The organism is Aggregicoccus sp. 17bor-14, from assembly GCF_009659535.1.
In the GTDB taxonomy this organism is placed as follows: Bacteria; Myxococcota; Myxococcia; order Myxococcales; family Myxococcaceae; genus Aggregicoccus.
In genome coordinates this window covers 115,347-138,570 of the sequence record NZ_VJZZ01000010.1, presented here as the reverse complement: position 1 = coordinate 138,570, position 23,224 = coordinate 115,347, and the positions used below count along the sequence as shown (strand labels likewise).

Genomic DNA, 23,224 nt, shown 5'->3' with positions numbered 1-23,224 from the left:
AGGGGGAACGTAGGCGAAGGTGCGAGACGGTGGGAAGCCCCCCTCCCCCCTTCGCGGTTCAGGCGGAGGCAGCGAGCGCCGCGTCGATGGCGGAGCGCAGCCGCGGGTCGCTCGCCTCCACGTCCGGCGCGAAGCGGCCGAGGATGCGCCCGTCGCGGCCGACGAGGAACTTCTCGAAGTTCCACAGCACCTCGCCCGGAGGGCTCGTCGCGATGCCGTAGCCCTGCAGCCGCTGGCGCATGGGGCCCTCGCCCGTCGCCTGCGGCGCGGCCTGCGTGAGCTCGCGGTAGAGCGGGTGCTTGTCCACACCGACGACGCTGATCTTCGAGAAGAGCGGGAAGGTGACGTCGTAGGAGCTGGAGCAGAAGGTGGCGATCTCCTCCTCCGTGCCGGGCTCCTGGCCGAGGAAATTGTTCGCCGGGAAGCCGAGCACCTCGAGCCCCTGCGCGCGCTTCTCGCGGTAGAGCGCCTCGAGCCCCGCGTACTGCGGGGTGAGGCCGCACTTCGACGCCACGTTGACCAGCAGCAGCACCTTGCTGCGGTGGGCGGCGAGGCTCGCGGGCGCACCGTCGATGCGCGTGAGGGGGATGTCGAAGAGGTTCATCGGCGGGACTCCTTCAGGTGAGCGCGCCCGAGCAGGCGCGCGGGGTCGAGTGGCCTCAGGCGGCCACCGGAGGACGGCTGCGCGCGCGGCGCTCGCGCAGCACGGCGAGCGCGGCGGCCCCCCAGAGGCTCAGTGCGGCTGCGAAGCCCGACACTTGCGGCCCCAGCGGCGGAGCGAGGAGGAAGCCGGCAGCCGAGGCCGCCAGCAGCGCGGCGCCGAGGACGTAGAAGGGCCGGAAGGTCATGGCGAACGCAATGGGGAGGAAGTGCAGGCCCACCACCAGCGCCATCGCCGGCAGCAGCAGCTCGGGGTGCCCCAGGTTGTCGACCACGTTGGCGGCGACGAAGATGCCCACCCCCTCCGCCGTGCTGCTCCACAGGATGGCGCGCCCCGCCCGGGCCGAGTGGGTCAGCCCCGGGCCGGGAAGCCGGCTCGCGGTCCGCGCGGCGAGCGCGAGGGCGGCGAACACCGCGAAGGGGGCCGCGAGCGAGGGCCCGCTCCACCCCCGCTGCGAGTGCAGGGTCAGCGCCGCGAACACCGCGCCGAAGAAGCTCATGATGACTGCGCCGACGGCACCCATGGGGTCCTCTCCTCTCAGGCGAGCGGAAGCTCGAGCACGAAGCGCGCACCCTGTCCGGGCTCGCTGTGGACCTCCAGGCTTCCGGCGTGGGCCTCGGCAATCTGCCGGCTGATGTAGAGCCCCAGCCCCAGGCCGCCGATGTTCCGCGTCGCCGCGGCCCGCTCGAAGCGCTTGAAGATGCGCTGCCGGTCGCCAGCGGCGATGCCGGGCCCCTGGTCCTCGACGGCCACCTGGCTGCGGCCGCCCTCCTGGTGCACCCGCACGCGCACCGGCTTGCCCTCGCCGTACTTGAGCGCGTTGGAGAGCAGGTTGTCGATCACCTGGGTGAGCCGGAGGCGATCTCCCTGCACGCGCGCGTCCGCCTCGACCTGGAGCGAGAGGGGCACGCCCGCGGCGGCGAACTTCTCGCCCATCTGGTCGAGCGCGTCCGCGACCAGCTCGCGCACCGACAGCGGCTCCAGCGTCATGGTGAGCCGGCCGCTGACGATGCGCGAGACGTCCAGCATGTCCTCGATGAGCTTCTCCAGGCGGCGCAGCTGGCGGGTCGCGACCTCGAGCCGCTTGCCGAGCGCCGGCGGCAGGGTGGCCGCGGTGCTGCCGACGCCCCTCTGCGCGGTGGCCGCCTGCAGCTGCAGCTTCATCGAGGTGATGGGCGTCTTGAGCTCGTGCGAGCAGACGCCGAGGAACTCGTCGCGCGCGGCGATCGCCTCCGTGGCCCGCTGGTACAGGCGCGCGTTCTCCACCGCCTGCGCCGCCTTGCTCGCGAGCTGCTTCGCGTAAGAGAGGTCCTTCTCGTCGTAGCTGCGCTTCGTGCCCGCGAGCAACAGCGTGAGCACGCCCAGGGTCTGGGTGCGCGCCACCAGCGGGACGCAGATCATGGAGTGCAACCCCGTGGCGGCCATGGTGCGCGCGTGGGCATCGCCGCGCGAGAGCTCGGCGACCTGCATGGGGTCCACGCGCGGGAGCAGCAGCGGCCTCGCCTCGAAGAGCGCCCGCGCCGGGGGATGCTGCAGGTGGTCCCGGCCCGGCGCGTACCGCACGACCTCTGCCGCGAGCGGCTGCTGCGCCGGGTCCGCGACGACCACCTCCGCGCGGCGCACCGTGCCGTCGTCCTCGAGCAGGTCGACGATGCACCAGTCCCCCAGGGCCGGCACCGCGAGTCGCGCCAGCGCGGACAGCGTCTGCGGGTGGTCGAGCGACGCGGCGAGCACGTTCCCCGCCTCGGAGAGGAAGGCCATCATCCGCTCGGCGCGGCGCTTCTCCCGGATGTCGCGCACGAGGCTCACGGAGCCGAGGACGGTGCCGTCCGGGGTCCGCACCACCGACGTGGTGGTCTCGGTGAGGATGGGGTCGCCCGTGCGGTGGCGGTAGTGGCGCTCTGTGGGGGCGGAGGCGTCTGCCTCCCCCTGCCCTGCGCCCCCGGAGCCGTCCGCCTCGTGCTGGATGAACGCGAGCGGCTTGCCCACGAGCTCGGCCGGGGCGTAGCCCAGCAGCGCGCACGCCGCGGGGTTCACGAGCACGATGTCCCGGCTCGCCGAGGCCATCACCACCGGCTCGGGCAGGTGCAGGAACACCGCCTCGAACTCCGCGCTCTTGCGCAGGATGAGGGCCTCGGCCTCCTTGCGCTCGGTGATGTCCTGGTGCATCAGCACCAGCTGCTCGACGCGGCCGGCGTCGTCCTTCACCGGGTAGAGGAAGCCCTCGACCCAGCGCGCCCGGCCCTCCATGCCCTGCTCGGTCGCATCGTAGAGGGCGGCCGGGATGTGGCAGTTCTCGCCCTGCAGCGCGCGGACGAAGTAGGGGGCGATGCCCTTCTCCTCCAGCTGGGGGTCCTTCAGGATGTTGTAGCTGCGCAGGATGAAGCCCTCGACGATGGCGTCGGGGATCTTCCACAGCGCCTTCCACGCGGCGTTGACCTGCAGCGTCCGGCCGTCCCGGTCGATGAGCTGCATGCTCATCGGCGCGCGCTCGAAGAGCGTGCTCAGCCGCCGCTGGGTCTCGGCGAGCGACTCGCCCTGGTGCTGGAGGGTGACCCGGAGCTCATCGGTGAGCGCGCTCAGGTGCTCGATGAGCCGGGAGGAGGCGGCGAGGTCATGCATGATCTCCGGCCACTATCCCCGGTCCCCCCCGCAGCCGCCACCCCGACTGCGGCGCCCGCGCGGTGTGTCCGATGGTGGGCGCTCGCGCCCCCGGTGGCCGAAGCCTCAGGGTGCGCGCGGGGCGGCACCTGTGCGCAGGCGCAGCAGCAGCCCTGCCGCGACAGCGGAGAAGGCGAGCCCCGAGACCGCGAGCGACAGGTGGATGTTGGTGAGGCTGCCCAGCAGGCCCACCGTGAAGCCGCTGAAGGTGCGCAGCCCCATCGCGGACATGCTGAAGAGCCCGAGGACGCGGCCCCGGATGTCGTCCGGGGCGTTCAGCTGCACCAGCGCCTGCGTCATGCTGCTGAAGGAGAGCTCGAGGAAGCCGGCGACGAAGAGCACGGCGACCGCCAGGGGATAGGAGCGCATGGCGGCGAAGGTGGCGAGTGCGACGCCCCAGAGCAGCGCCAGCCCCAGGGCGGAGGCGGGCGTCATCCGCAGCCAGCGCCCGCGGGCCTCCAGCAGCACGCCCGCGAGCAGCGCCCCGGCCGCGTCCGCGCCCAGCAGCAGCGTGTACGTGAGGCCCGGGTCCGCGTGGCCGAGGTCCTCCGCGAAGCCGGGCATCTGGGCCTGGTAGCTGTTGCCCACGAAGAAGGATGCAGCGCCCGCGAGCAGCACCATGCCGCCCACCACGGGCAGCCCCCGCACGTCGCGAATGGTGTGCAGGATGTCCGCGAGCCCGCGCACCGCGCGGCGCGGCGCGGGCGCGGAGCTGGCGCGGAAGTGGCGGCCGTAGGGCGCGCGCACGAGCCACAGCAGCAGCGGCAGGTAGAAGAGCGTGTTGAGGAAGATGCCGTGGGTGGGCCCCAGCGTGCGCAGGATGAGGCTGCCCACGCCGGGGCCGATGAGCACGCCCAGGTAGCGCGCGGTGGCGTTGAGGCGCACCGCGCTGGCGAGCGAGGCCGGGCCGACGATGTCGTAGAGCAGCATCTGGCTCGAGGTGCTCCACAGCACGCCCGCGCAACCGTGCAGCGTGAGCAGCGCCATGGCGTGCCAGAGCTGCAGCGTGCCGGTGGCGAAGAAGTAGCCCCAGCCCACCGAGGCGCCGATGAAGAGCACCATCCCCGCCTGGATGAGGCGCCGCGAGTCGAAGCGATCGTTGAGCGCGCCGACCGGGACCGAGAAGACGAGGAAGGGCAGCCAGTGCGACACGACGGCGAAGCCGCCGAGCGCCGCCGAGTGGAACTTCTGGAACGCCACCCAGTAGCTGATCACGTGCTCGATGTTGTCCGCCATCATCGCCAGCATGAAGGTGGCGAGGAAGGTGGCGTAGCCGCGGATGCGCAGGGCGCTGGTCGGAGGAGCGGTGGTCGAAGGCGCTGTGGAGCTGTCGGAGGGCATGGTCGGAGGCCCGGGAGCCTCGCACACCGCGGGCGGCGCCCGGGCTCCAATCCTGCGCTTTCCACAGTGTCCGCTCCGTGAGCGCCCGCGGCCCTCCGGCGCGCGCGGCACCGGGCCCGCGGAGTAGCGTCGCGGCCGCCACGCCCGGGGCCTGCTCCGGGCCCGCCCCGAGGCTCCGATGCCCTTCTGCCGCCTGCCGCGTGCCTGTGCCGCCCTCCTCCTGCTCCTCGCCGCGGCGCCGGCCTCCGCGGCCGCCCCCGCGGCGCCCGAGCCTCCGGGCTACACGGCGCTGCTGAAGCTCTTCGAGGAGTGGCGCAGCTTCGTCGAGCCCGCGCGGGTGGGCGACGTGCCCGACTACCGGCCCGCTGCCATCGCCCGCAAGGCAGCAGGCCTGCCCGCGCTGCGCAAGCGCCTGGAGGCCCTGGACACGCGCGGCTGGACGCGCGCGCAGCAGGTGGACCTGAAGCTGGTGCGCGCGGAGATGAACGGGCTGGACTTCGAGCTGCGCGTGCTGCGGCCCTGGGCGCGCGACCCCGCCTTCTACGCCACCGTCTTCTCCGAGCAGAGCGACACGCCTGCGCACGAGGGGCGCTCGGCGCTGCCCGCCATCGAGCTCTGGGCGCATGCGTACCCGCTTCCGGCCGCGGACCAGGGCGCACTCGCGCGGCAGCTGGAGGCGGTGGCCCCGCTGCTCGTCCAGGCGCGCGAGAACCTGAAGGACGGCGACGCGCGCGAGCTGTGGCTGCACGGCGCGGGGCCGCTGCGCGAGCAGGCCCACGCGCTCGCGGAGCTGGAGGCGGGCACGCTCTCGGTGCACTCGGCCACCGGCACCCGCACCGCGAGCCTGGAGGGCGCGACCCCTGCCCTGCGCGCGGCCGTGGCGCACGCGCGCACGGCGACCGAGGAGTTCGCCCACTGGGTGGAGGCCCAGGCGCCGCGCAAGAAGGGCCCCTCCGGCGTGGGGAAGGAGAACTACACCTGGTACCTGCGCAACGTGCACCTCGTGCCCTACACCTGGGAGGACGAGGTGGCGCTCCTGCGGCGCGAGCTCGAGCGCGCGCACGCCTCGCTGCGGCTCGAGGAGTACCACAACCGCGCTCTGCCCCCGCTCGAGCCCGCGGCGAGCCCCGAGGCCTTCGCGAAGCTCGAGCAGGACCGGCTGGAGAAGTTCGTGCGCTTCCTCACCCGGACGGGCCGGGTCATCCCCGAGCGGCCCTACGTGCGCGCGGCGCTCGCGGCGCAGCTGGGGCCCTGGGTGCCGCCGGACAAGCGCAACTTCTTCCTCCAGGTGACGCACCGCGAGCCCATGCTGCTACTCGCGCACCAGTACCACTGGCTGGACCTCGCGCGCCTGCGCGACGAGCCCCACGCGAGCCCCATCCGCCGCGTGCCCTCGCTCTTCAACATCTGGGACAGCCGCGCGGAGGGCTTCGCCACCGCCTTCGAGGAGCTCACGATGCAGGCGGGCCTCTACGACGACAACCCGCGCGCGAGAGAGCTCGTCTGGGTGATGCTCGCGAACCGCGCCGCGCGCGGGCTTGCCTCGCTCTACGTGCAGGCCAACGCGCTGACGCTGGTAGAGGCCGGGCAGCTGCAGCAGCACTGGACCCCGCGCGGCTGGGCCCCGGCAACGAGCGAGCTGACGGCCACCGAGCAGCTGCTCTACCTGCGCCAGCCGGGCTACGGCACCAGCTACGTGTCCGGCAAGGCGCTGGTGGACCGGCTCATCGCCCAGTACGCGCGCGAGCACGACCCCGCCCCCTTCGACCTGCGCGAGTTCATGGCGCAGTTCAACGACGCGGGCCTGCTGCCCGTGAGCCTCCTGGAGGAGCAGCTCACCGAGCACCCCGCGCCCGCGGGGCCCTGAGCTCCGGAGCGGGCGCGCCTCAGCGCCAGCGCAGCGCGATCACCGTCTGCGGGGCGCCCCTCCAGCGCTCCTGCGTGGAGCGCGCCGTCACCTCGCGGGCGCCGGCGCGCTCGAGCAGCTGCTCGAAGAAGCCCATCGCCTGGGTGGACGCGGCCTCCTCGGCCACCGCCCCCATCTGGTAGTCGATGACGAGGTCCGCCCCGCGGTCGCTGAGGTTGCGCACCTCGAGCGCGGGGTAGTCGAAGAAGCTCTGGCGCAGGACGTGGAAGCGCATCAGCGACTCGCGCGGGTCTCCGGGCGCGAGCAGGCGCGGCTCTGCAGCGAGGATCCAGTCCACGCTCGCGCGGCCGAACTCGCGCACCAGCGCGAGGTCTCCTTCCGCCAGCACGTTGAGGATGGCGAGCCCCAGCCGCTCGAAGCTGTCCATCGGGTACCAGGCGCCCGGCTCGACGCGGCTCTGCAGCAGCGCGAGGTCCTCGGGCAGGAGCCGCTCGGACCAGTCCACGTCCTTGCGCAGCCGCAGCATGCGCACGTAGTCCACGAAGAGGGTCCCCTTCACTTTTCGATTCAAGGCGGATCCCCTCAGGCAGCGAAATGACGCGCACACTGTAGCGCGACGTGGGGCACGGGAAAGGTGGGACCCTGTGCGGGGAGATGGCGGTGGAGCACACATGCGCCGGGCGCGAGGTGTCGCGCACGGTCGTTCGCGAGCGCACGCCCGCGCGCGCACCTGCTCGTGGAGCCCCGCGGCCGCCCCTTACGCTGCCGCGCCATGCTCGCCCTCCTCCTCGCCGCGACCCTCGCCGCCACTCCCCCGCCCGACCTCTACGTGGAGGCCGGCCAGCTGCTGGACGGCAAGGGCGCGCCGCGCTCGCACGTGACGCTGCGGGTGCGCGACGGGAAGGTGGCCGAGGTCGGCGCGGACCTGCCCATCCCGGCCGGCGCGCGCGTCATCGACCTCGGCAACCGCACGGTGCTGCCGGGGCTGGTGGACGCGCACACGCACATCGCGCTGCACGCGGGCGACTACGACGGCCAGGTGCTGCGCGAGACGCCGGAGCTGCGCACGCTGTGGGCCGCGGCCAACGCGCGCAAGACGCTGGAGAGCGGCATCACCACCCTGCGCGACCTGGGCAACGAGGGCTCGGGCTTCGCGGACGTGGCGCTGCGCGACGCGGTCGAGAAGGGGCTGGTACCCGGCCCGCGCATCGTGGCGGCCATCCGCCCCATCACCAGCACCGGGGCCTACGGGCTCACCGGCTACTCGCCGTACCTCGCCGTGCCGCCGCTCTCCACCAGCGCGGACGGCGTGGGCGAGGTGCGCAAGGAGGTGCGCCGGCTGCTCTCGCAAGGGGCGGACGTGGTGAAGATCTACATGGAGTCCTACGAGAAGCACGAGCTGCGCCACGACATCCTCACCGGGGCGATGAACTACTCGCGCGAGGAGCTGTCGGCGCTGGTGGAGGAGGCGCACCGCGGGCACGTGAAGGTGGCCGCGCACACCTACAGCGACGCGGCGGCGCGCCTCGCCATCGACGTGGGGGTGGACTCCATCGAGCACGGGCTCTACCTCAGCGAGGCGACCTTCCGGCTGATGGCGCAGAAGGGGATTTTCTACGTGCCCACGCTGCTCGTGTACGAGATGTGGCGCGACGGGGAGATCTTCGCGCCCGTGTCCCCCGAGCAGCGCACGAAGCTGACCAACACGGTGAAGGAGCACACGCTGAGCTTCCAGCGCGCGCTGAAGACGCCGGTGCGCATCGCCTTCGGCAGCGACACCTTCGAGCTGCCCGGCACCAACGCGCGCGAGCTGGAGCTGATGGTGAAGTACGGCATGCGCCCGCTGGACGCGCTGCGCGCGGGCACCGCCGGCTCCGCGGAGCTGGTCGGGCTCTCCGAGCGCATCGGCACGCTGGAGCCGGGCAAGGCGGCGGACCTCATCGCGGTGGACGGCAACCCGCTCGAGGACATGAAGGCGCTGCGGCGCGTGGTCTTCGTGATGAAGGCGGGCGAGGTGTACCTGCAGCAGCCCTGAGCCGCCGCGCTACAGCGCGCGCTGCTGCGCCATCCAGCGCTCGCTCGCGACGAGCTGCCGCGCGGCGACCGGGTGGTGCAGGGCGCGCAGGGCCTCGCGCGCCTGCAGCAGCAGCTCGCGGCCGCGCGCGCGGTCCTCACCGGTAGCCCACAGCGCCTGGCCGAGCGAGAGCTGGTGCAGGGCGCGCTCCACCGTGCCCCACTGCTGCTGGCCGCGGCCCGCCTCGGCGCTGCGCAGGTGGGCGAGCGCCTCGGGGGCGCGGCCCAGCGCGAGCAGCACCGGGGCCACGCCGTCGTGCACCGCGAAGAGCGAGGCGAGCGCATCGCCTCCGGCCTTCTCGAGCAGCGCCTGCGCGCGCCCGTACGCCGCGAGCGCCTCGCGCTCGCGCCCCGCCGCGTGCAGCACCTCGCCGAGGCAGCTGTAGGCCTCGGCGGTGTCGGGCGTGCCGGCGCCGAAGCGCTTCTCGTAGAGCGCCACGGCGCGCTGCATCTCGCGCTGGGCCTCGGCGTGGGCGCCCGCGTCCGAGAGCGCGAGCGCGGCGTTGAGGGTGAGGGAGGCGAGCATGGGGTGGTCCGCGCCGAAGTAGCCCCGGTAGATGTCCGCCGCGCGCCGGTGCAGGGCGAGCGCGCGCTGGGGCTCGCCCTTGCGGCGCAGCACGATGCCCAGGTTGTCCAGGGTGGCGGCGAGGTCCTGGCTCTTCGCCCCGCGCGTCTTCTCCAGCAGCGCGGCCGCGCGCTCCAGGTGCACCTGGGCCTCGTCCAGCCGCCACAGCTCGATGAGGATGGCGCCCATGTTCAGCTCCACCAGCCCCACGGGCGCGCTCTGCGGCCCGAAGGCCTCCTCGCGCACCCGGAGCACGCGCTCGAAGACGGCGCGCGCGCTCTCCAGCTCGCGCTTCTTCCAGTGGATGGCGCCCAGCACGTTGAGCAGCTGGGTGTTGTCCGGGTGGGCGGGACCCAGCAGGCGCTCGAGGATGCCGATGCCGCGCTTCACGCGGGCGCTCGCCTCGTCCAGCTGCCCCAGCTCGCGCTGCACGTGGCCGAGGTTGCCCAGCGTGATGGCCGTCATCCGCTCGTCGCCGGCCTCCTCGTAGTGGCCGAGCGCCTCCTCGAAGAGGGGCTTCGCCCGGGCGAACTCGCCGCGCCGCGCGGCCAGCATGGCGAGCGCGCGCTCCACCCCGGCGTGCAGCCCCGGGTCGCGGCCCACGCGGGCGGTGGTGACCGTGAGCGCGTGCACGAGCTCGTCGGTGGCCTCGCGCCGCTCCTCCTTCTGGGCCATCAGCTGCACGAGCCGGCCCCAGGCGCTCACCAGCAGCCGGTCGTCGCGGGCGCGGCCCGCCGCGAGCGCCGCCTCGCGCAGGGTGGCCTCCACCTCTTCGGGGGGGCGCAGGTCCGCGCCCAGCTGCCCGCGGGCGAGCAGCGCCTCGGCCACCGCGGGCACGTAGCCCAGGGCCTGCGCCTCCTTCGCGGCCGCCTCCGCGCGCGCGTAGCCCTCGCTCAGGCGTCCCAGCGCCGCGAGCGAGGAGGCCGCGCTCAGCTCGCGCCGCAGGGCGTCCAGGCGCGCGCGCGCCGCGTCTCCCGGCGGCGGGGGCAGCGCGGAGCGCAGCGCCTCCGCGTCCGCGCACACCGCGACGGCCGGCAGCCCGGAGGCCGCCTGCGGCGCCTTGTCCAGCATGGCGGCGTCCGCGTGCTGCAGCAGTCCGGTGAGGGCGCGCAGGTCCTCGCGGCGGCGCTCGAGGCACTGCATGCGCAGGTCCAGCAGCTCGGCGCTCTGCTCCTTGCGCACGGCGGTGGCCTCGCAGGCCTCCGCGTACATGCCCGTCCACGCGCCCGCGTAGCCGTCCAGCAGCTGCGCCACGTGCCGCGCCGTCTCGGGAGCGTAGCTCTTGCCCGTCTCGCGCAGGGTGCGCTCCACGGCCGCGCGCACGCCGCCGTCCCACACGCCAGCGAGCTTCGCGGGGCCGCCGCTGCACACCTGGGCGCTCTTGCGCGCGCTCTGCACGCCGAGGCCCACCAGCAGCAGCGCGAGCAGCGCCGCCGCGAGCAGGCCCGAGCGGGTGCGCCGCCCGGTGAGGGCGCGCTCGAGCCGGCCGAGCAGCAGGTCCAGGGAGGCGTGGCGCGCGGAGGGCTCCACCGCGAGCCCCGTCTGCACCAGCGCGCGCACGGCGCCCGGCACGCGGGAGGAGGCGGGCACGGGCTCCACCCGGCCCGAGAGCACCGCGTCGCGCAGCGCCTCGGGCTCGCGCGGGGCGAAGGGCCGCTGGGCGTACAGCCCCTCGTAGAGCGCTGCGCAGAAGGCGAACTGGTCGGCGCGCGCGTCGAGGTCGAGGCCGCGGTAGTGCTCGGGAGCGATGTAGCCCGGCGTGCCGAGCACCCGCCCGCGCCCGGTGTGCAGTGGCCCCGTGGACGCGTCCGCCGCGCTCCGGGCGCCGGGTGGCAGGGGCTGCGCGAGGCTGCCGGTGGGCTGCACCAGCCCGAAGTCCGTCACCCTCACGCGCCCGTCCGCGCCCACCAGCACGTTCTCGGGCTTGAAGTCGCGGTGCACCAGGCCCTTGTGGTGCGCAGCCGCGAGGCCGCGGCCCGCGTCCACGAAGACGCGCAGCACCTCGCGCCAGGCGCGCGGGCGCTCCCTCAGCCAGGCGCGCAGCGTCTGCCCCTCCACGTACTCCATGGCGAGGAAGAGCTGCTCGCCCCAGAGCCCCACCTCGTACACCGTGACGACGTGCGGGTGGCTCAGGCGCGCCATCGCCTGCGCCTCGCGCAGGAGGCGCGCGCGGCCCTCGTGGGTGGCCTCCGCGCCCCACGCCTCGGGGTGCAGCAGCTTCAGGGCCACGCGCCGGTCGAGCTGCGGATCGTACGCCGCGTACACCCGGCCCATGCCGCCCTGCCCCACCGGGTGCAGCACGATGAAGCGGCCCACCGCGGCGCCGGGTGCGAGCGCCTCGGGCGCGGGCGCGGCGAGCGGCGCGGCCGCGGCCGACGCGGGCAGCGCGGAGTCCAGGTGGCCCAGCGCCGCGAGCAGCTCGCGGCACGCCGCGCACCCGTCCAGGTGCGCCGCGGCGCGCTCCCGCTCGGCGGCCGGGAGGCGCTCCGTGCCGAGCGCGGCGAGGGTGTTCTCATCGAGGCAGGGGGAGGGCTGCGGCGACATGGTGCTCCGGGAGGGACCCTCCGCATCCTCGCACGCCCGGCGCACATTGCACGCGTCGGGCCCCACGCTGGGCCAGACGATGTGGGTGCGCCGCCCAGGCCGAGGAGGCCCCTGTCCCTCTCGGCTCGCCCCTCGCGCTCGCAGGGGCTGCCCGTCCATGGCGCTGCCCCTCCCGCCTCGATCTGCTTCCCGCCCGCCCCTGCGGATGGGAGGCTCCCGCGGCAGTTTCACTCGCGGGGACACGCCATGGACTACCGGACGGCGCTGGTGACGGGAGCTTCGAGCGGGCTGGGGCGCGGGCTCGCGCTGTGGTTCGCGCGCAAGGGCGTGCGCGTGTATGCGGCGGCGCGGCGCAGCGAGGAGCTCGAGGCGCTCGCCGCGGAGGCGCGCGCGGCCGGCGGCAGCGTGGAGCCGGTGGTGCTGGACGTCTCGCGCACCGAGGAGGTGCTCAGCCGCGTGCGCGCCCTGGATGCCGCCTGCGGCGGGCTGGACCTGGTGGTGGCCAACGCCGGCGTCGGCGAGGCCACCCCGGCGCGCGCGCTCGAGTGGGAGAAGGTGCAGCGCACCATCGACGTGAACGTGACGGGCGCCGCCGCCACGCTGTGCGCAGCGCTGCCGCAGATGCTCGAGCGCGGGCGCGGCCACCTCGTCGCGGTGGCGAGCCTCGCCGGCTACCGCGGCCTGCCGGGCAACGCCGCGTACTCGGCCTCAAAGGCCTTCCTCACCACCTTCACCGAGAGCCTGCGCGTGGACCTGCAGGGCTCGGGGGTGCGCGTGACCTGCCTGCACCCGGGCTTCGTGAAGAGCGCGATGACGGAGAAGAACCGCCACCCCATGCCCTTCCTGCTCGAGACCGAGGCGGGCGTCGCGCACATGGCGCACGCCATCGAGGCGGGGAAGCGCGAGTACGCCTTCCCCTTCCCGATGCGCCACGCGCTGCGCCTGGTGAAGGTGCTGCCCAATGGCCTGTTCGATGCCATCGGGCGGCGCGTGAAGCGCTGAAGCGAGGGGGGGCGCGAGCTGCGCCCGGCACCCTCACCGCGGCCCTCTCCCAGAGGGAGAGGGAGGACGCGCCCTACGGGATGCTCATGATGTCCGCGGGGTTCACCGTGCCGCTCACCGTGGCCTGCTCGGTGGGGCCGGTGCCCTTCTTGAACCACATGTCCTTCACGCCCTTGGTGGCGCCCGCGGCGGCGATCTGCCCGGTCTTCTCGTCGATGCGCAGGCGCTCGAGCTCGAAGGACTCCGGCGGATAGAACTCGCCCTGGGGCTTCGCCGCGAGCGCGCGCTTCATGTAGCTCAGCCACACCGGGAGGCTCGCGCGGCCGCCCGTCTCGAAGCGGCCGAGCGGGTGCGGGTTCAGGTCGTAGCCCATCCACGTCACCGTCACGAGGTCGCGCGTGAAGCCGGCGAACCAGGTGTCGAAGGAGTCGTTGGTGGTGCCCGTCTTGCCGGCCGCGGGCTTGCCCAGCTTCGACGCCGGGGCGCCCGTGCCCTCCTGCACCACGCCGCGCAGCAGGCTGGTGAGGATGAAGCCGGTCTCCGGGGCCATCACCTGCTCGCCCGGCTCGTAGAGGCGCGCGTAGCCGGCGGCCACGCGGTCCTGCAGCGGGGCCCAGGCGTCATCGAACGCCGTGTGGTCCTCGAGCGTGCGCCCGAAGCGGTCCTCCACCTTGCGCACGTAGTAGGTGGGCTTCTTGCGTCCGTAGCGGTTGAAGGTCGCGTACACGTTGGCCAGGTCGTACGGGTACATGCACGAGGAGCCGAGCGCGGCGCTGAAGTCCATGTTCATGGGCGTGCTCATCCCGAGCCGGCGCGCCCACTCCGCCATGTTCTTCACCCCCACCGCGGCGAAGGTCTTCACCGCGGGGATGTTCATCGAGTTGATGAGCGCGGTGCGCAAGAGCACGTCACCCTTGAAGTCCTCGCCGTAGTTCTCCGGCTTCCAGGCCACCTTGTTGTCCGGGTCGTGCTCCACGATGGGCGAGTCCACGATGACGGTGGCCGGCGTCCACCCGAGCAGCTCGATGGCGGCCGAGTACACGAAGGGCTTGAAGGTACTGCCCGGCTGGCGGCAGGCCTGGAAGGCGCGGTTGAACTCGTTCGCGTCGAAGTCGTAGCCGCCCACCATCGCCGTCAGGTACTGGCGCTGCGGGTCGATGGAGACGAGCGCGCTCTGCAGCTCGGGCTCCTGCTCCAGGCGGAAGAGCGGGAGGTCCTCGGGGGTCTCGGCGTCCAGCTTGCGGTCGAACTGCTCGCGGTCGTCCGTGAGGTCCTTCTTCTCCACGTGGCGCAGCACGAGCACGTCGCCCACCGAGACGACCTTCTTCACGCTGGTGAGCATCAGGCCCGGGTAGTAGCCCTCGGGGTTCACCTTGCGCGCCCAGCGCATGCCGAGCAGCGGGAGGCGGCCCTTGTAGGGGCCCACCTGTACGATGGAGCCCTTGCCATCCTCGTCCACGCTGGTGACCAGGCCCACGTACAGCTTGCCCAGCTCGAGCTTCTCCTCGCCCATCACCTTGCGCGAGCGCTCGATGAAGGCCTTGCGCTCGGCCTCGGTGGCGAGCTGCTGCGCGGGGCCGCGGTAGCCCTGGCGCTTGTCCACCTCGAGCAGGCCGGCCATCACCGCCTCCTGGGCCGCGCGCTGGCGCTCGCTGTCCATGGTGGTGAAGACCTTGAGGCCTTCGGTGAGCAGGGCCTTGTTGGTGTAGCGGTCCACCACGTCCTTGCGCACCTGCTCGACGAAGTAGGGGGCGAACTCGTGGAACACGTCCTCCACGGGGTACACCTTCACCTCCTCGTCGCGCGCGGCGTCGTGCTCGGCCTGGGTGATCATCCCCTCGTCGAGCATGCGGCGCAGCACGTAGCGGCGGCGGCGCTTGGCCTCCTCCGGGCGCAGGAAGGGGCTGTAGCGGCTGGGCGCCTGCGGCAGGCCCGCGATGAGCGCCATCTCGCCCAGGGTCAGGTCGCGCACGTCCTTGCGGTAGTAGTTCTCCGCCGCGCTCTGCACGCCGTAGCTGTGGTGCCCGAGGAAGACGTTGTTGAGGTAGAGGTAGAGGATCTCCTCCTTCGTCAGCGCCTGCTCCAGCCGGTGCGCGAGGATGGCCTCGCGGATCTTGCGCTTGGCCGTCTTGGCCGTGGCCTCCTTGAAGCCCTCGGCGCTGATGAGCACCGCCTTCGCGGTCTGCTGGGTGAGCGTGGAGCCGCCCTCCACGCGGCCCCCCAGGCCCAGCTTCTTGAGCGCCGTCTTCGTCACGGCGCGCGCCGTGCCGAGCACGTCCACGCCGTGGTGGTCGAAGAAGCTCGAGTCCTCGGAGGCGATGAAGGCCTGCACGAGCCGCTTGGGGATGTGCTCGTAGGGCACCACCTTGCGCCGCTCGCTGTAGAACTCGCCCGCGAGCACCGCGTCGTCCGTGTAGACCTCGGTGACGATGGGCGGCCAGTACTCGTCCACCTTGGGGATGGCGGGCAGGTCGCGGCTGAAGACGTAGTAGATGCCGAGCACGGCGATCAGCGCGGCGGTGAGCCCGGTGAGGGCGAGCCAGCCGGCGGTCATGGCCAGGCGCGTCTTCCAGGAGCGCTTCGGCGGCACGCCCTCCAGCACGAGGCGGGAGTGCTTGCGGTCGGTCGTCTTCGGGTCAGGGGTGCTCATCAGGCTTGCTCGGGAACTCCAGCGCGGCGCGCTTCAGGACGTCTAGCAGCTCAGGCGGCAGGGCCGCCTCGACGCGCACCTTGCGGCGGTGCTCGGGGTGGGGAAATTCGATGAACTCGGCGTGCAGGAAGAGGCGCTTGAGGCCCCAGCGGGCCCGCACGTCTCGGTTGAAGGCAAAGTCGCCGTACTTCTTGTCTCCTGCGACGGGGTGACCAACAGCCGTCAGGTGCCTTCTTATCTGATGAGTGCGCCCGGTCTCGATGGTGCAGGAGAGGAGCGCCGCCTCGCTCGACTGCTTGACGACCTTCCAACGGGTGACGGCCGACTGCATGTTCACCCCTCGACGGGCCTTGGACTCCCCCGTCTGCTGGTGCTCGGCGAGCGGCAGGTCGATGACGCCCGAGGGCCTGGGCATCTTGCCCTTCACCAGGGTGAGGTAGCGCTTGAGCGGGTGCCCGTTCGTGAAGAGGTCGGTGAAGTGGACCATCGCCGGGCGGCGCTTGGCCACGAGGATGACCCCGCTCGTCTCCCGGTCCAGGCGGTGGGCGGGGCTCGCGGCGAAGTCGTTGCGCACCGCCTTGGGCCCCAGGTAGGCGCGCACGTAGTCCACGAGCGTGCCCCCGGTGATGCCGCTGCCGGTGTGCACGGCCATGCCGCTCGGCTTGTCCACCGCCATGATCCAGTCGTCCTCGAGCAGGATGGCGAGCTCGGAGGGGTCCACGGGCGGGGGCGGAGGCTTTGGCCGCTCGCGCTCGTCCGGGCGGGTGGCGAGCGTGAGCTTCTTCTCGTCCCCCCAGATGGAGAGCACGTCGCCCAGGGCGAGGTCCTGCTCGGGTTGGGCCCGCTTGCCGTTCACGCGCACCTTCTTGGTGCGCACCATCTTGAACAGGTGGCTGACGGGTACGTTGGGCAGGCGCTTGCGCAGGAACTTGTCCAGCCGCATCCCCGCGCTGTCTTCGTCGATTCGGAACTCGATCATTTGACTGGCGCAAGGACCACACCACACCCATAAAGTCGGGTCCATGCCGAAAGCCCCCACCATCGAAAAGCTCCTGCAGAACGGCAGTGCCGAGTGGAACAAGCTGCGCAAGGCCGGCCAGGTGCCCACCGAGCACACCGGCGCGACCTTCGCGCAGCTCTTCTCCGCCAACGCCGACCTCTCCGGCCTCGGCCTCGTCGGCAGCGAGTGGGAACGCTGCGACCTGTCCAAGGTGAACTTCCGCGGCACGGACCTCTCCAACGCCTACTTCCACGGCGGGCGCCTGCAGGACTGCGACTTCCGCGGGGCGAACCTCGAGGGCGCGACCTTCGAGCGCCTGAAGCTGCTGCGCTGCGACTTCACCGGCGCGAGCGGCCTGGACGCGCTGGAGATGGACGAGGTGGACATGGACCGCGTGGTGGGCCTGGACGGCGAGGAGGCCCCGCCTCCGCCCCCTCCCCCCGCGCAGGGCATCACCGCCTTCACCCGCGAGCAGCGTGAGAAGGCGCTGGGCATGAGCGCGGCGGCGGCCGCCGGCGGCGAGGCGCAGCCCGCGGGCGAGGAGCTGCCGCCCTTCAGGCCCCAGGACCCGCCCGGCAGCCTCTTCTTCCGCGGCCTGAAGCAGCTGGGCGCCCCGCCCCTGTGGGCGCTGGACGTGCCGGGCCTGCGCCCGCTGCTGCCCCAGCGCCTGCCGCCGGGCAGCACCCTCGAGACGCTGTACCGCGAGGCGGTGAAGACGCGGCTCGAGAACAAGAAGGCCTCGGTGGACCCGGGCGCGGTGGAGCGCGCGCAGAAGGCGCTGCGGCTGGGCTCGAAGGAGGCCAACGTCGCCGCCATGTACCTGCGCGAGGTGGGCGTGCTGCCCCAGTTCCGCTTCTCCGCGGCCAAGGCGCTCAAGGACAGCTTGCGCCAGGAGCTGGAGGTGGACGACCTCACCGGCAGCATCGACCCGCGCACCACCGGCGCGCTGCTCGAGCTGCGCCTGCCGCACGACGTGCTGGAGCTGCTGCCCGAGGCGCGCCGCCGCCTCGCCGCCGCCCAGCTCTACTCGAGCCTGCTCGAGGCGGGCTTCACCCCGGAGAACAACTGGGAGGAGGCGCTGGAGAGCGCGGACGCGGCGCTGGAGCTCGCGAACCAGGCCACCGGCGAGGACCGCGAGGCCCTCTTCACCGGCTTCCAGACCTACGCGAGCCTGCCCGAGGAGGCGCGCCTGCGCCGCCTCGCGTACCTCGCCGAGGGCGTGGCGCACCTGGAGCTGCTGGGCCGGCTGCCCGAGGGCATGGAGCCCGCGTGGCTCAGCGGCCCCGAGGTGCGCGAGTGCCACGACAAGGAGATGACCTTCATCCAGGCGCTGCGCGCCGAGGACATCCCGGCGAAGGTGCCCGCGCTCGCGCAGGCGGAGCTGGGCGTGCCCGAGGGCCAGGTGCCGGAGGAGAGCGAGGGCGACCTCTTCATCCACCTGCGCTGCGACGAGTGCGGCAAGGAGAAGCTCATCGTCCAGTCGCCCGCGGAGTAGCGGGTGCTGGGAGGGGTGAGGAAAGCGGGCTCCTACCCCTTCCTCACCGCTTCCACCTCGAACAGCTCCTCCGTCCCCTTCGCCACGGCATTGGCAGGAGCCACGGCGGGCAGCGAGTAGACGACGGCCGGGGGCAGCTGCACGCGCACGGCGTCGCCGGCGCGGATGCGCCCCTCGCGCTCCACCCAGCCCACGAGCCCGCGCCGCTGGTGCGCGGCCTTCACGAAGCGCGGGGCGAGCCCCACGCGCTCGGGGTAGTGCGCCTCGATGACCTTGCCGGGGCCCTTGCAGGGCAGGTTCTCGGCGTCCATCACCAGGGTGGCGTCCTCGGGGAAGTGCAGGCGGCTGCCGGGCGGCAGCTGCGTGAGGCGCGGCAGGCCCGCGAGCTCGAGGTTCGCGCCGAGCCACGCGGCGAGCACGCGCGGCAGGGCGAGCGCGTCGGCCACCTGCTGCAGCTCCTCGCTGGACACGAGCGACACCTGGCGCGTGTTGCGGATGGGGGCGCCGCGCGGGTACCACGGGGTGCGCACGTCGGCGGCGCGGGTGAGGCCCGAGTGGCGGTCTCCCACGAAGCCCTCGAAGGTGACCTGCACCTCGGGCACCTCGCGGGTGGCGAGGTGCTTCGCTTCGGTGCCGAGCAGCAGGCGGACGGTGCGGGCGTGCAGGAGCGTGGGCATGCGGGAGTCCGCGCACTCTAGCCCCTTCCACGGATGCTGCGCGCGCACGCGGCTGCTGCCCGCCTGCCTGTCCTGCGGGAGGAGGCCGGGGCCACTTCTCACCCGGCGCCCGCGGTGCGATGGTCGCCCCCTCGCGCGCACCCTCTCACCCGATGACGATGACGTCCTCCACGCCCCCCGGCCCCTACGCGCACTTCGACGCCTTCAGCCAGCCCACCCTCGTGGTGCGCGCGGGCGAGGTCGTCTACGTGAACCCGCCCCTGCTCGCGCTGCTGAAGCGCCCGGCGGAGCAGGTGCGCGGGCGGCCCGTGTGGCAGCTGCTGGGCAGCGAGGACGAGGCCTCGGTGAAGGAGCGCTACCAGCGCCGCATGCGGGGCGAGGCGGTGCCCACCACCTACGAGGTGGGCATCACGGTGGGCAGCGGCGCGGCGCGGCAGGTGGAGCTCACGCTCGAGCGCGTGGGCGAGGACGTGGTGGTGTTCGCGCGCGACGTGACGGAGCGCGCGGGGCGGCGACAGCGCATGCTGGAGCTCGCGCGGCTGGGCACCTCGCTGCCCACCACCGCGGCCACCGAGGAGGCGGTGCTCGAGCGGCTCTTCGCCGGGCTCGAGGCGCTGGGGCTCGCCTTCAGCTACCTGGTGCCGGTGGCGGGCGGGCGCGCCCGCATCGTGCGCGCGTGGACGCCGGCAGGGGTGCAGGGGGACTTCGAGAGCGGCACGGGCCACGCGCTGGAGGGGCTCGAGGGGCCGCTCACCCCGCAGCTCGCGCGCGCCTGGGCCGAGGGCGCGGTGTACGCGGACGACTACGCGCTGGAGGCGGCGCAGTTCGTGGACGCGCCCCACGCGCAGTTCACCCGGGAGCTGCTGCTGCGCCGCGGGCAGGTGCACTTCATCGTCGTGCGCGTCGACGTGGAGGGGGCGCCGCGCGCGCTCCTGCGGCTCGCGGGGCGCTGGCTGCGCGCCGAGGACCTGCCGATGCTGCGCCTCTTCGGCGCGCAGGTGTCCACCGCGCTCAACGCGGCGCGCGCCATCCAGCACCTGTCCGAGCGCAACACGGCGCTCGCCGCGCTGGACCGGCTCGCCACCGCGGCCGCCGCCGCGCCGGACCCGCAGGGCTTCTTCGCCACCGGCCTGAGCGAGGTGCGCGGGCTGCTCGGCTGCACCGGCGCCTCGCTCTTCCTCGTGGCGCGCGGTGCGCGGTCGCTGCAGCTCGCGCACGCGGAGGGGCCGGGCCTCGAGACCCTGGGCGCCATCCACCAGGTGCCCATCGAGGGCACGCTGATGGGCGAGGTGGTGCGCGACGGCACCGCGCGCGTGGTGGACCGCGACGTGGCCGAGGAGCCGGTGCGCAGCATGCTCGCGAAGCAGGGCCTGCGCACGCTGGCGCTCATCCCGCTGCAGCTGCACCGGCGCGTGGTGGGCACCCTGAACCTGGCGTTCACCCGCGCGCGCACCCTGAGCGCCGTGGAGCTGGAGACGCTGCACGCCATGGGCGCGCACTTCGCCGCGGCCGCCCACTCGCACCGGCTGCTCAGCGAGCTGCGCGGGCGCGTGGACGAGCTCAGCCTGCTCAACGACGTGGCGCGCGGCCTCTCCACCCTGGAGCCGGTGGCCCAGCTCACCCAGGCGATGGAGCGGCTGCTGCCCACCTTCGAGATGGACACCGGCGCCGCCTTCCAGCGCGAGGGCGAGGAGCTGGTGCTGGTGGCCCACCGGGGGCTCTCGCCCACCACCGCGTTCCGGCTCGCGCGGCTGCGCAACGGCACGGGCCCGGCGAGCCTCGCGGCCCGCACGGGTGAGATCGTGGTGGTGGACTCGCTCGAGCAGGTGGACCCGGGGGCGCGCAAGTACCTGGAGGTGGACGGGCTGCAGGCGGTGGCGGCGGTGCCGCTCGTCGCCAAGGGCGAGGCGCTCGGCGTGCTCATGCTGGGGCGGCGCCGCGCGGCGGGCCTCACCCCGCGCGAGCTCGAGCTCTTGCGCAGCGTGGGCGCGCAGCTGGGCGTGGCGCTGGACAGCAGCCGCCTCTTCCACGAGGCGCGCCGGCGCGCCGAGGACCTGGCCATCGTGCACGAGGTGGGGCGCTCGCTCACCGGCACGCTCGAGCTGCAGCAACTGCTGGACCGGGGCGTGGTGAACCTGGCGCGCATCGTGGACGCGCCGGACGCGTACCTCTTCCTCGCGGACGCGGGCGGAGAGCGCCTGGAGATCCGCGCCGCGGCGGGCGACCACCCCGAGCTGGTGGGGCTCTACCTGCCCGCGCAGCCGCCGGACAGCTCGCTGGTGGCGCGCGTGTTCCAGACGCGCGAGGGGGCGCTGGTGGAGGACGCGCGCACGGACCCGCGCGTCAACCCCGCGCTGCGCAGCCGCGAGCTGGGCCTGGGCTACCTCGCGCTGCCCTTGGTCGTGCGCGAGCGCACCGTGGGCGTGGCGGTCATCAGCGAGACGCGCCACACGCGCCGCTTCACGCCCCAGGAGGTGGAGCGCGCGGCGGCCGTGGCCAACCAGCTCGCGGTGGCGCTGGACAGCGCGCGGCTCTACGAGGACCTCAAGCGCAGCTACGCGGAGCTCGCGCGCGCCCACGCGCAGCTGGTGCACACCGAGCGGCTCGCCGCGCTCGGGGAGCTGTCCGCGGTGGTGGCGCACGAGGTGAGAAACCCCCTGGGCGCCATCTTCAACTCGGTGGCGAGCCTCAAGCGCCTGGTGGGCCCGCAGAGCCCCACCCTGCCCCTGCTGGAGATCGTGGGCGAGGAGAGTGAGCGGCTGAACCACATCGTGAACGACCTGCTCGAGTTCGCCCGCCCCGCCCAGCCGCAGCTGCGCGCGGGCGCACTGGTGCCGGTGCTGCAGGACGCGGTGACGGCGGCGCTCGCGGAGGCAGAGGGGCCCGTGCAGGTGGAGTGGCAGCTCTCGGAGGGGCTCGCCCCGGTGCCCATGGACGAGCGCCTGCTGCGCCAGGCGCTGCTCAACCTCGCGCAGAACGCGGTGCAGGTGATGCCGCAGGGAGGCCGGCTCCACGTGAGGGTGGCCGCGCAGCCGGGCCCGCGCGAGGGCGTGTGCGTGGAGCTCACCGACTCGGGGCCGGGGGTGCCGCCCGAGCTGCGCACGCGCATCTTCGAGCCCTTCTTCACCACGCGCGCCCAGGGCACGGGCCTCGGGCTCGCGCTGGTCAAGCGCATCATCGAGAGCCACGCGGGCAGCGTGGAGGTCACGTCCGCGCCGGACGGCGGTGCGCGCTTCCGCGTGCTGCTGCCCGTGGCGCACCCCGCGCGCGAGAGCGCCCCGCTCTCCACCGAGGTGCTCGCGCGCGCCGGCGGCAGCAGCGCTCCGCGCGGCTGAGGCGCGCGTCCCTCCCGCGCAGCCCGAGTGGCGCCTCAGCCCTCCGCGAGGGGCTCCGCTCCCAGTGGGCCGGTCGAGACGTCGTGCAGCACGGCCCGCAGCTCCCGGGCACGCCGCACCCCGAAGTGCTGCTCGAACTGGGCCTGCGCCTGCTCCCAGTACCTGGCCGCGCGCGCCTGGCGCGCGGCGCCCTCGCGCGTGACGTGCAGCTCGCGGCGGCGGCGGTCGGTCGCGCCCGGGCGGATGGTGAGCAGGCCATCGCGCTCGAGCGGCAGCACGTTGCGCCCCAGCGTGGTGCGGTCCATCACCAGGTCGGCGGAGAGCTCCTGGATGGTCATCGGCCCGCGGCGCACGAGGCGCGTCAGGAGGGAGTACTGCGTGGTGCGCAGCCCCGTGGGCGCGAGCACCGAGTCGTAGTGCTGCGTCACCCGGCGCGCCGCCTGCCGCAGCGCGAGGCAGTTGCACACGGTGGCCGACGCCTCGTCCCCACTTCGCGTTGACATGGTCCCCATCCTCTCCTATTGCGTGCATATACACCTAATTCTCCTGGAGGCTTCCCGTGGCGGCTCATCGCGTCCTGCTGGTGCACAGCGGTGGCCTCTCCTCGCGCCAGTGGCGGCGGCTCGGCGCCGAACTCTCCGCGGACTTCGAGGTGCTCGCGCCGGACCTGCTCGGCTACGGGACGGCGGGCGCCTGGCCGCCCGGGCGCCCCTTCCACTTCCACGAGGACCTGGCGCTGCTCGAGGGCCTGCTCGAGGCGGGGCCCGCGCACGTGGTGGGCCACTCCTACGGCGGGCTGCTCGCGCTGCAGCTCGCGCTCTCCCGCCCGGACGCGGTGCGCTCGCTCGCACTCTACGAGCCCGTCGCCTTCGGCATCCTTCAGCCGGGCCCCGGTGCGACGGACGAGGACGCGGCCGCGCTGGAGGCCCTGCAGCGCGTCCCGATGCGCTACGCGCCGGATGCGGACGGCGTGGACGAGGCGTGGCTGCGGGGCTTCGTGGACTGGTGGAACGGGGCGGGCGCGTGGGACACCATGGCACCGGAGGTGCGCGCGAGCTTCCGCGCCGTGGGCTGGAAGCTCTCGCAGGAGGTGACCACGCTGGTGGCGGACCGCACGGATGCAGCCAGGTACGCGCAGGTGCAGGTGCCCACCCTGCTGCTGGGAGGGGGCCGGACACCCGCGACCGAGCGCCGGGTGCTTGCGCGGCTCGCCGCGGCCCTGCCCCACGCGACGCTGCAGCTCTTTCCGGAGCTGGGCCACATGGGCCCGGTCACCCACGCGGCGCAGGTGAACGCCGCCATCGCCGCGCACCTGCGCCACTGCGCGGCCCTTCCCTAGTCCCCCGAGCGAGG

The 23,224-nt window shown here is 73.7% G+C and carries 16 protein-coding genes; 6 read left to right on the top strand and 10 right to left on the bottom strand.

The window, feature by feature from the left end; genetic code table 11:
- Positions 1 to 58: 58 nt before the first annotated feature.
- From FGE12_RS19675 to FGE12_RS19660, 4 genes are all read right to left on the bottom strand, one after another.
- Positions 59 to 604 (bottom strand): glutathione peroxidase, encoded by a 546-nt coding sequence (locus FGE12_RS19675; protein ID WP_153868059.1) that lies wholly within the window; start codon positions 602 to 604, stop codon positions 59 to 61.
- Positions 605 to 659: 55 nt separating this feature from the next.
- The gene (locus FGE12_RS19670; protein ID WP_153868058.1) at positions 660 to 1,184 is read right to left on the bottom strand and encodes a hypothetical protein; all 525 of its coding nucleotides are present in this window, start codon (positions 1,182 to 1,184) and stop codon (positions 660 to 662) included.
- A gap of 14 nt (positions 1,185 to 1,198) precedes the next feature.
- Entirely contained in the window at positions 1,199 to 3,283 is a 2,085-nt protein-coding gene (locus FGE12_RS19665) for a PAS domain-containing sensor histidine kinase (protein ID WP_153868057.1), read from the bottom strand.
- A 105-nt stretch (positions 3,284 to 3,388) separates the two neighbouring features.
- On the bottom strand, positions 3,389 to 4,663 hold the full coding sequence (locus tag FGE12_RS19660) for an MFS transporter (RefSeq protein ID WP_153868056.1): 1,275 nt from the start codon (positions 4,661 to 4,663) through the stop codon (positions 3,389 to 3,391).
- A gap of 178 nt (positions 4,664 to 4,841) precedes the next feature.
- Between FGE12_RS19660 and FGE12_RS19655 the strand changes: the two genes are divergently transcribed.
- Positions 4,842 to 6,530, top strand: coding sequence for a DUF885 domain-containing protein (locus FGE12_RS19655; protein ID WP_153868055.1), 1,689 nt, complete (start codon positions 4,842 to 4,844; stop codon positions 6,528 to 6,530).
- Between the two features lie 19 nt (positions 6,531 to 6,549).
- Here FGE12_RS19655 and FGE12_RS19650 read toward each other — a convergent pair whose 3' ends face one another.
- Complete coding sequence (locus tag FGE12_RS19650) at positions 6,550 to 7,089, bottom strand: hypothetical protein (protein ID WP_153868054.1); 540 nt, start codon at positions 7,087 to 7,089, stop codon at positions 6,550 to 6,552.
- A 213-nt stretch (positions 7,090 to 7,302) separates the two neighbouring features.
- On the opposite strand from FGE12_RS19650, the gene FGE12_RS19645 reads away from it, so the two are divergent.
- Positions 7,303 to 8,565 carry an amidohydrolase family protein gene (locus FGE12_RS19645; RefSeq protein WP_153868053.1) on the top strand — a complete coding sequence of 421 codons (1,263 nt, stop codon included), beginning with the start codon at positions 7,303 to 7,305 and terminating at the stop codon, positions 8,563 to 8,565.
- A 9-nt stretch (positions 8,566 to 8,574) separates the two neighbouring features.
- On the opposite strand, the gene FGE12_RS19640 is transcribed toward FGE12_RS19645, so the two are convergent.
- A complete protein-coding gene (locus FGE12_RS19640) occupies positions 8,575 to 11,712 on the bottom strand; it encodes a serine/threonine-protein kinase (RefSeq protein WP_194798083.1) in 3,138 nt (1,045 codons plus the stop codon).
- Positions 11,713 to 11,958: 246 nt separating this feature from the next.
- Between FGE12_RS19640 and FGE12_RS19635 the strand changes: the two genes are divergently transcribed.
- Positions 11,959 to 12,714: an SDR family NAD(P)-dependent oxidoreductase gene (locus tag FGE12_RS19635; RefSeq protein WP_153868051.1), complete on the top strand. Its 756-nt coding sequence runs from the start codon at positions 11,959 to 11,961 to the stop codon at positions 12,712 to 12,714.
- 73 nt (positions 12,715 to 12,787) lie between these two features.
- Here FGE12_RS19635 and FGE12_RS19630 read toward each other — a convergent pair whose 3' ends face one another.
- Both FGE12_RS19630 and FGE12_RS19625 read right to left on the bottom strand, forming a co-directional pair.
- Entirely contained in the window at positions 12,788 to 15,364 is a 2,577-nt protein-coding gene (locus FGE12_RS19630) for a penicillin-binding protein 1A (RefSeq protein ID WP_153868050.1), read from the bottom strand.
- Positions 15,351 to 16,343, bottom strand: a complete 993-nt coding sequence (locus FGE12_RS19625; RefSeq protein WP_153868049.1) for an RluA family pseudouridine synthase — start codon at positions 16,341 to 16,343, stop codon at positions 15,351 to 15,353. The genes FGE12_RS19630 and FGE12_RS19625 overlap by 14 nt, the downstream gene beginning before the upstream one ends.
- A gap of 43 nt (positions 16,344 to 16,386) precedes the next feature.
- On the opposite strand from FGE12_RS19625, the gene FGE12_RS19620 reads away from it, so the two are divergent.
- Entirely contained in the window at positions 16,387 to 17,859 is a 1,473-nt protein-coding gene (locus FGE12_RS19620) for a pentapeptide repeat-containing protein (protein ID WP_153868048.1), read from the top strand.
- Between the two features lie 32 nt (positions 17,860 to 17,891).
- Here FGE12_RS19620 and FGE12_RS19615 read toward each other — a convergent pair whose 3' ends face one another.
- A complete protein-coding gene (locus tag FGE12_RS19615) occupies positions 17,892 to 18,536 on the bottom strand; it encodes an MOSC domain-containing protein (RefSeq protein WP_153868047.1) in 645 nt (214 codons plus the stop codon).
- Positions 18,537 to 18,688: 152 nt separating this feature from the next.
- Here FGE12_RS19615 and FGE12_RS19610 point away from each other — a divergent pair, with 152 nt between their 5' ends.
- On the top strand, positions 18,689 to 21,871 hold the full coding sequence (locus FGE12_RS19610) for a GAF domain-containing protein (protein ID WP_194798082.1): 3,183 nt from the start codon (positions 18,689 to 18,691) through the stop codon (positions 21,869 to 21,871).
- A gap of 35 nt (positions 21,872 to 21,906) precedes the next feature.
- Here the strand turns inward: FGE12_RS19610 and FGE12_RS19605 are convergent, their stop codons facing one another.
- Complete coding sequence (locus FGE12_RS19605; protein ID WP_153868045.1) at positions 21,907 to 22,374, bottom strand: MarR family winged helix-turn-helix transcriptional regulator; 468 nt, start codon at positions 22,372 to 22,374, stop codon at positions 21,907 to 21,909.
- Between the two features lie 56 nt (positions 22,375 to 22,430).
- Here FGE12_RS19605 and FGE12_RS19600 point away from each other — a divergent pair, with 56 nt between their 5' ends.
- Positions 22,431 to 23,210, top strand: a complete 780-nt coding sequence (locus FGE12_RS19600; protein ID WP_153868044.1) for an alpha/beta fold hydrolase — start codon at positions 22,431 to 22,433, stop codon at positions 23,208 to 23,210.
- Positions 23,211 to 23,224: the final 14 nt, after the last annotated feature.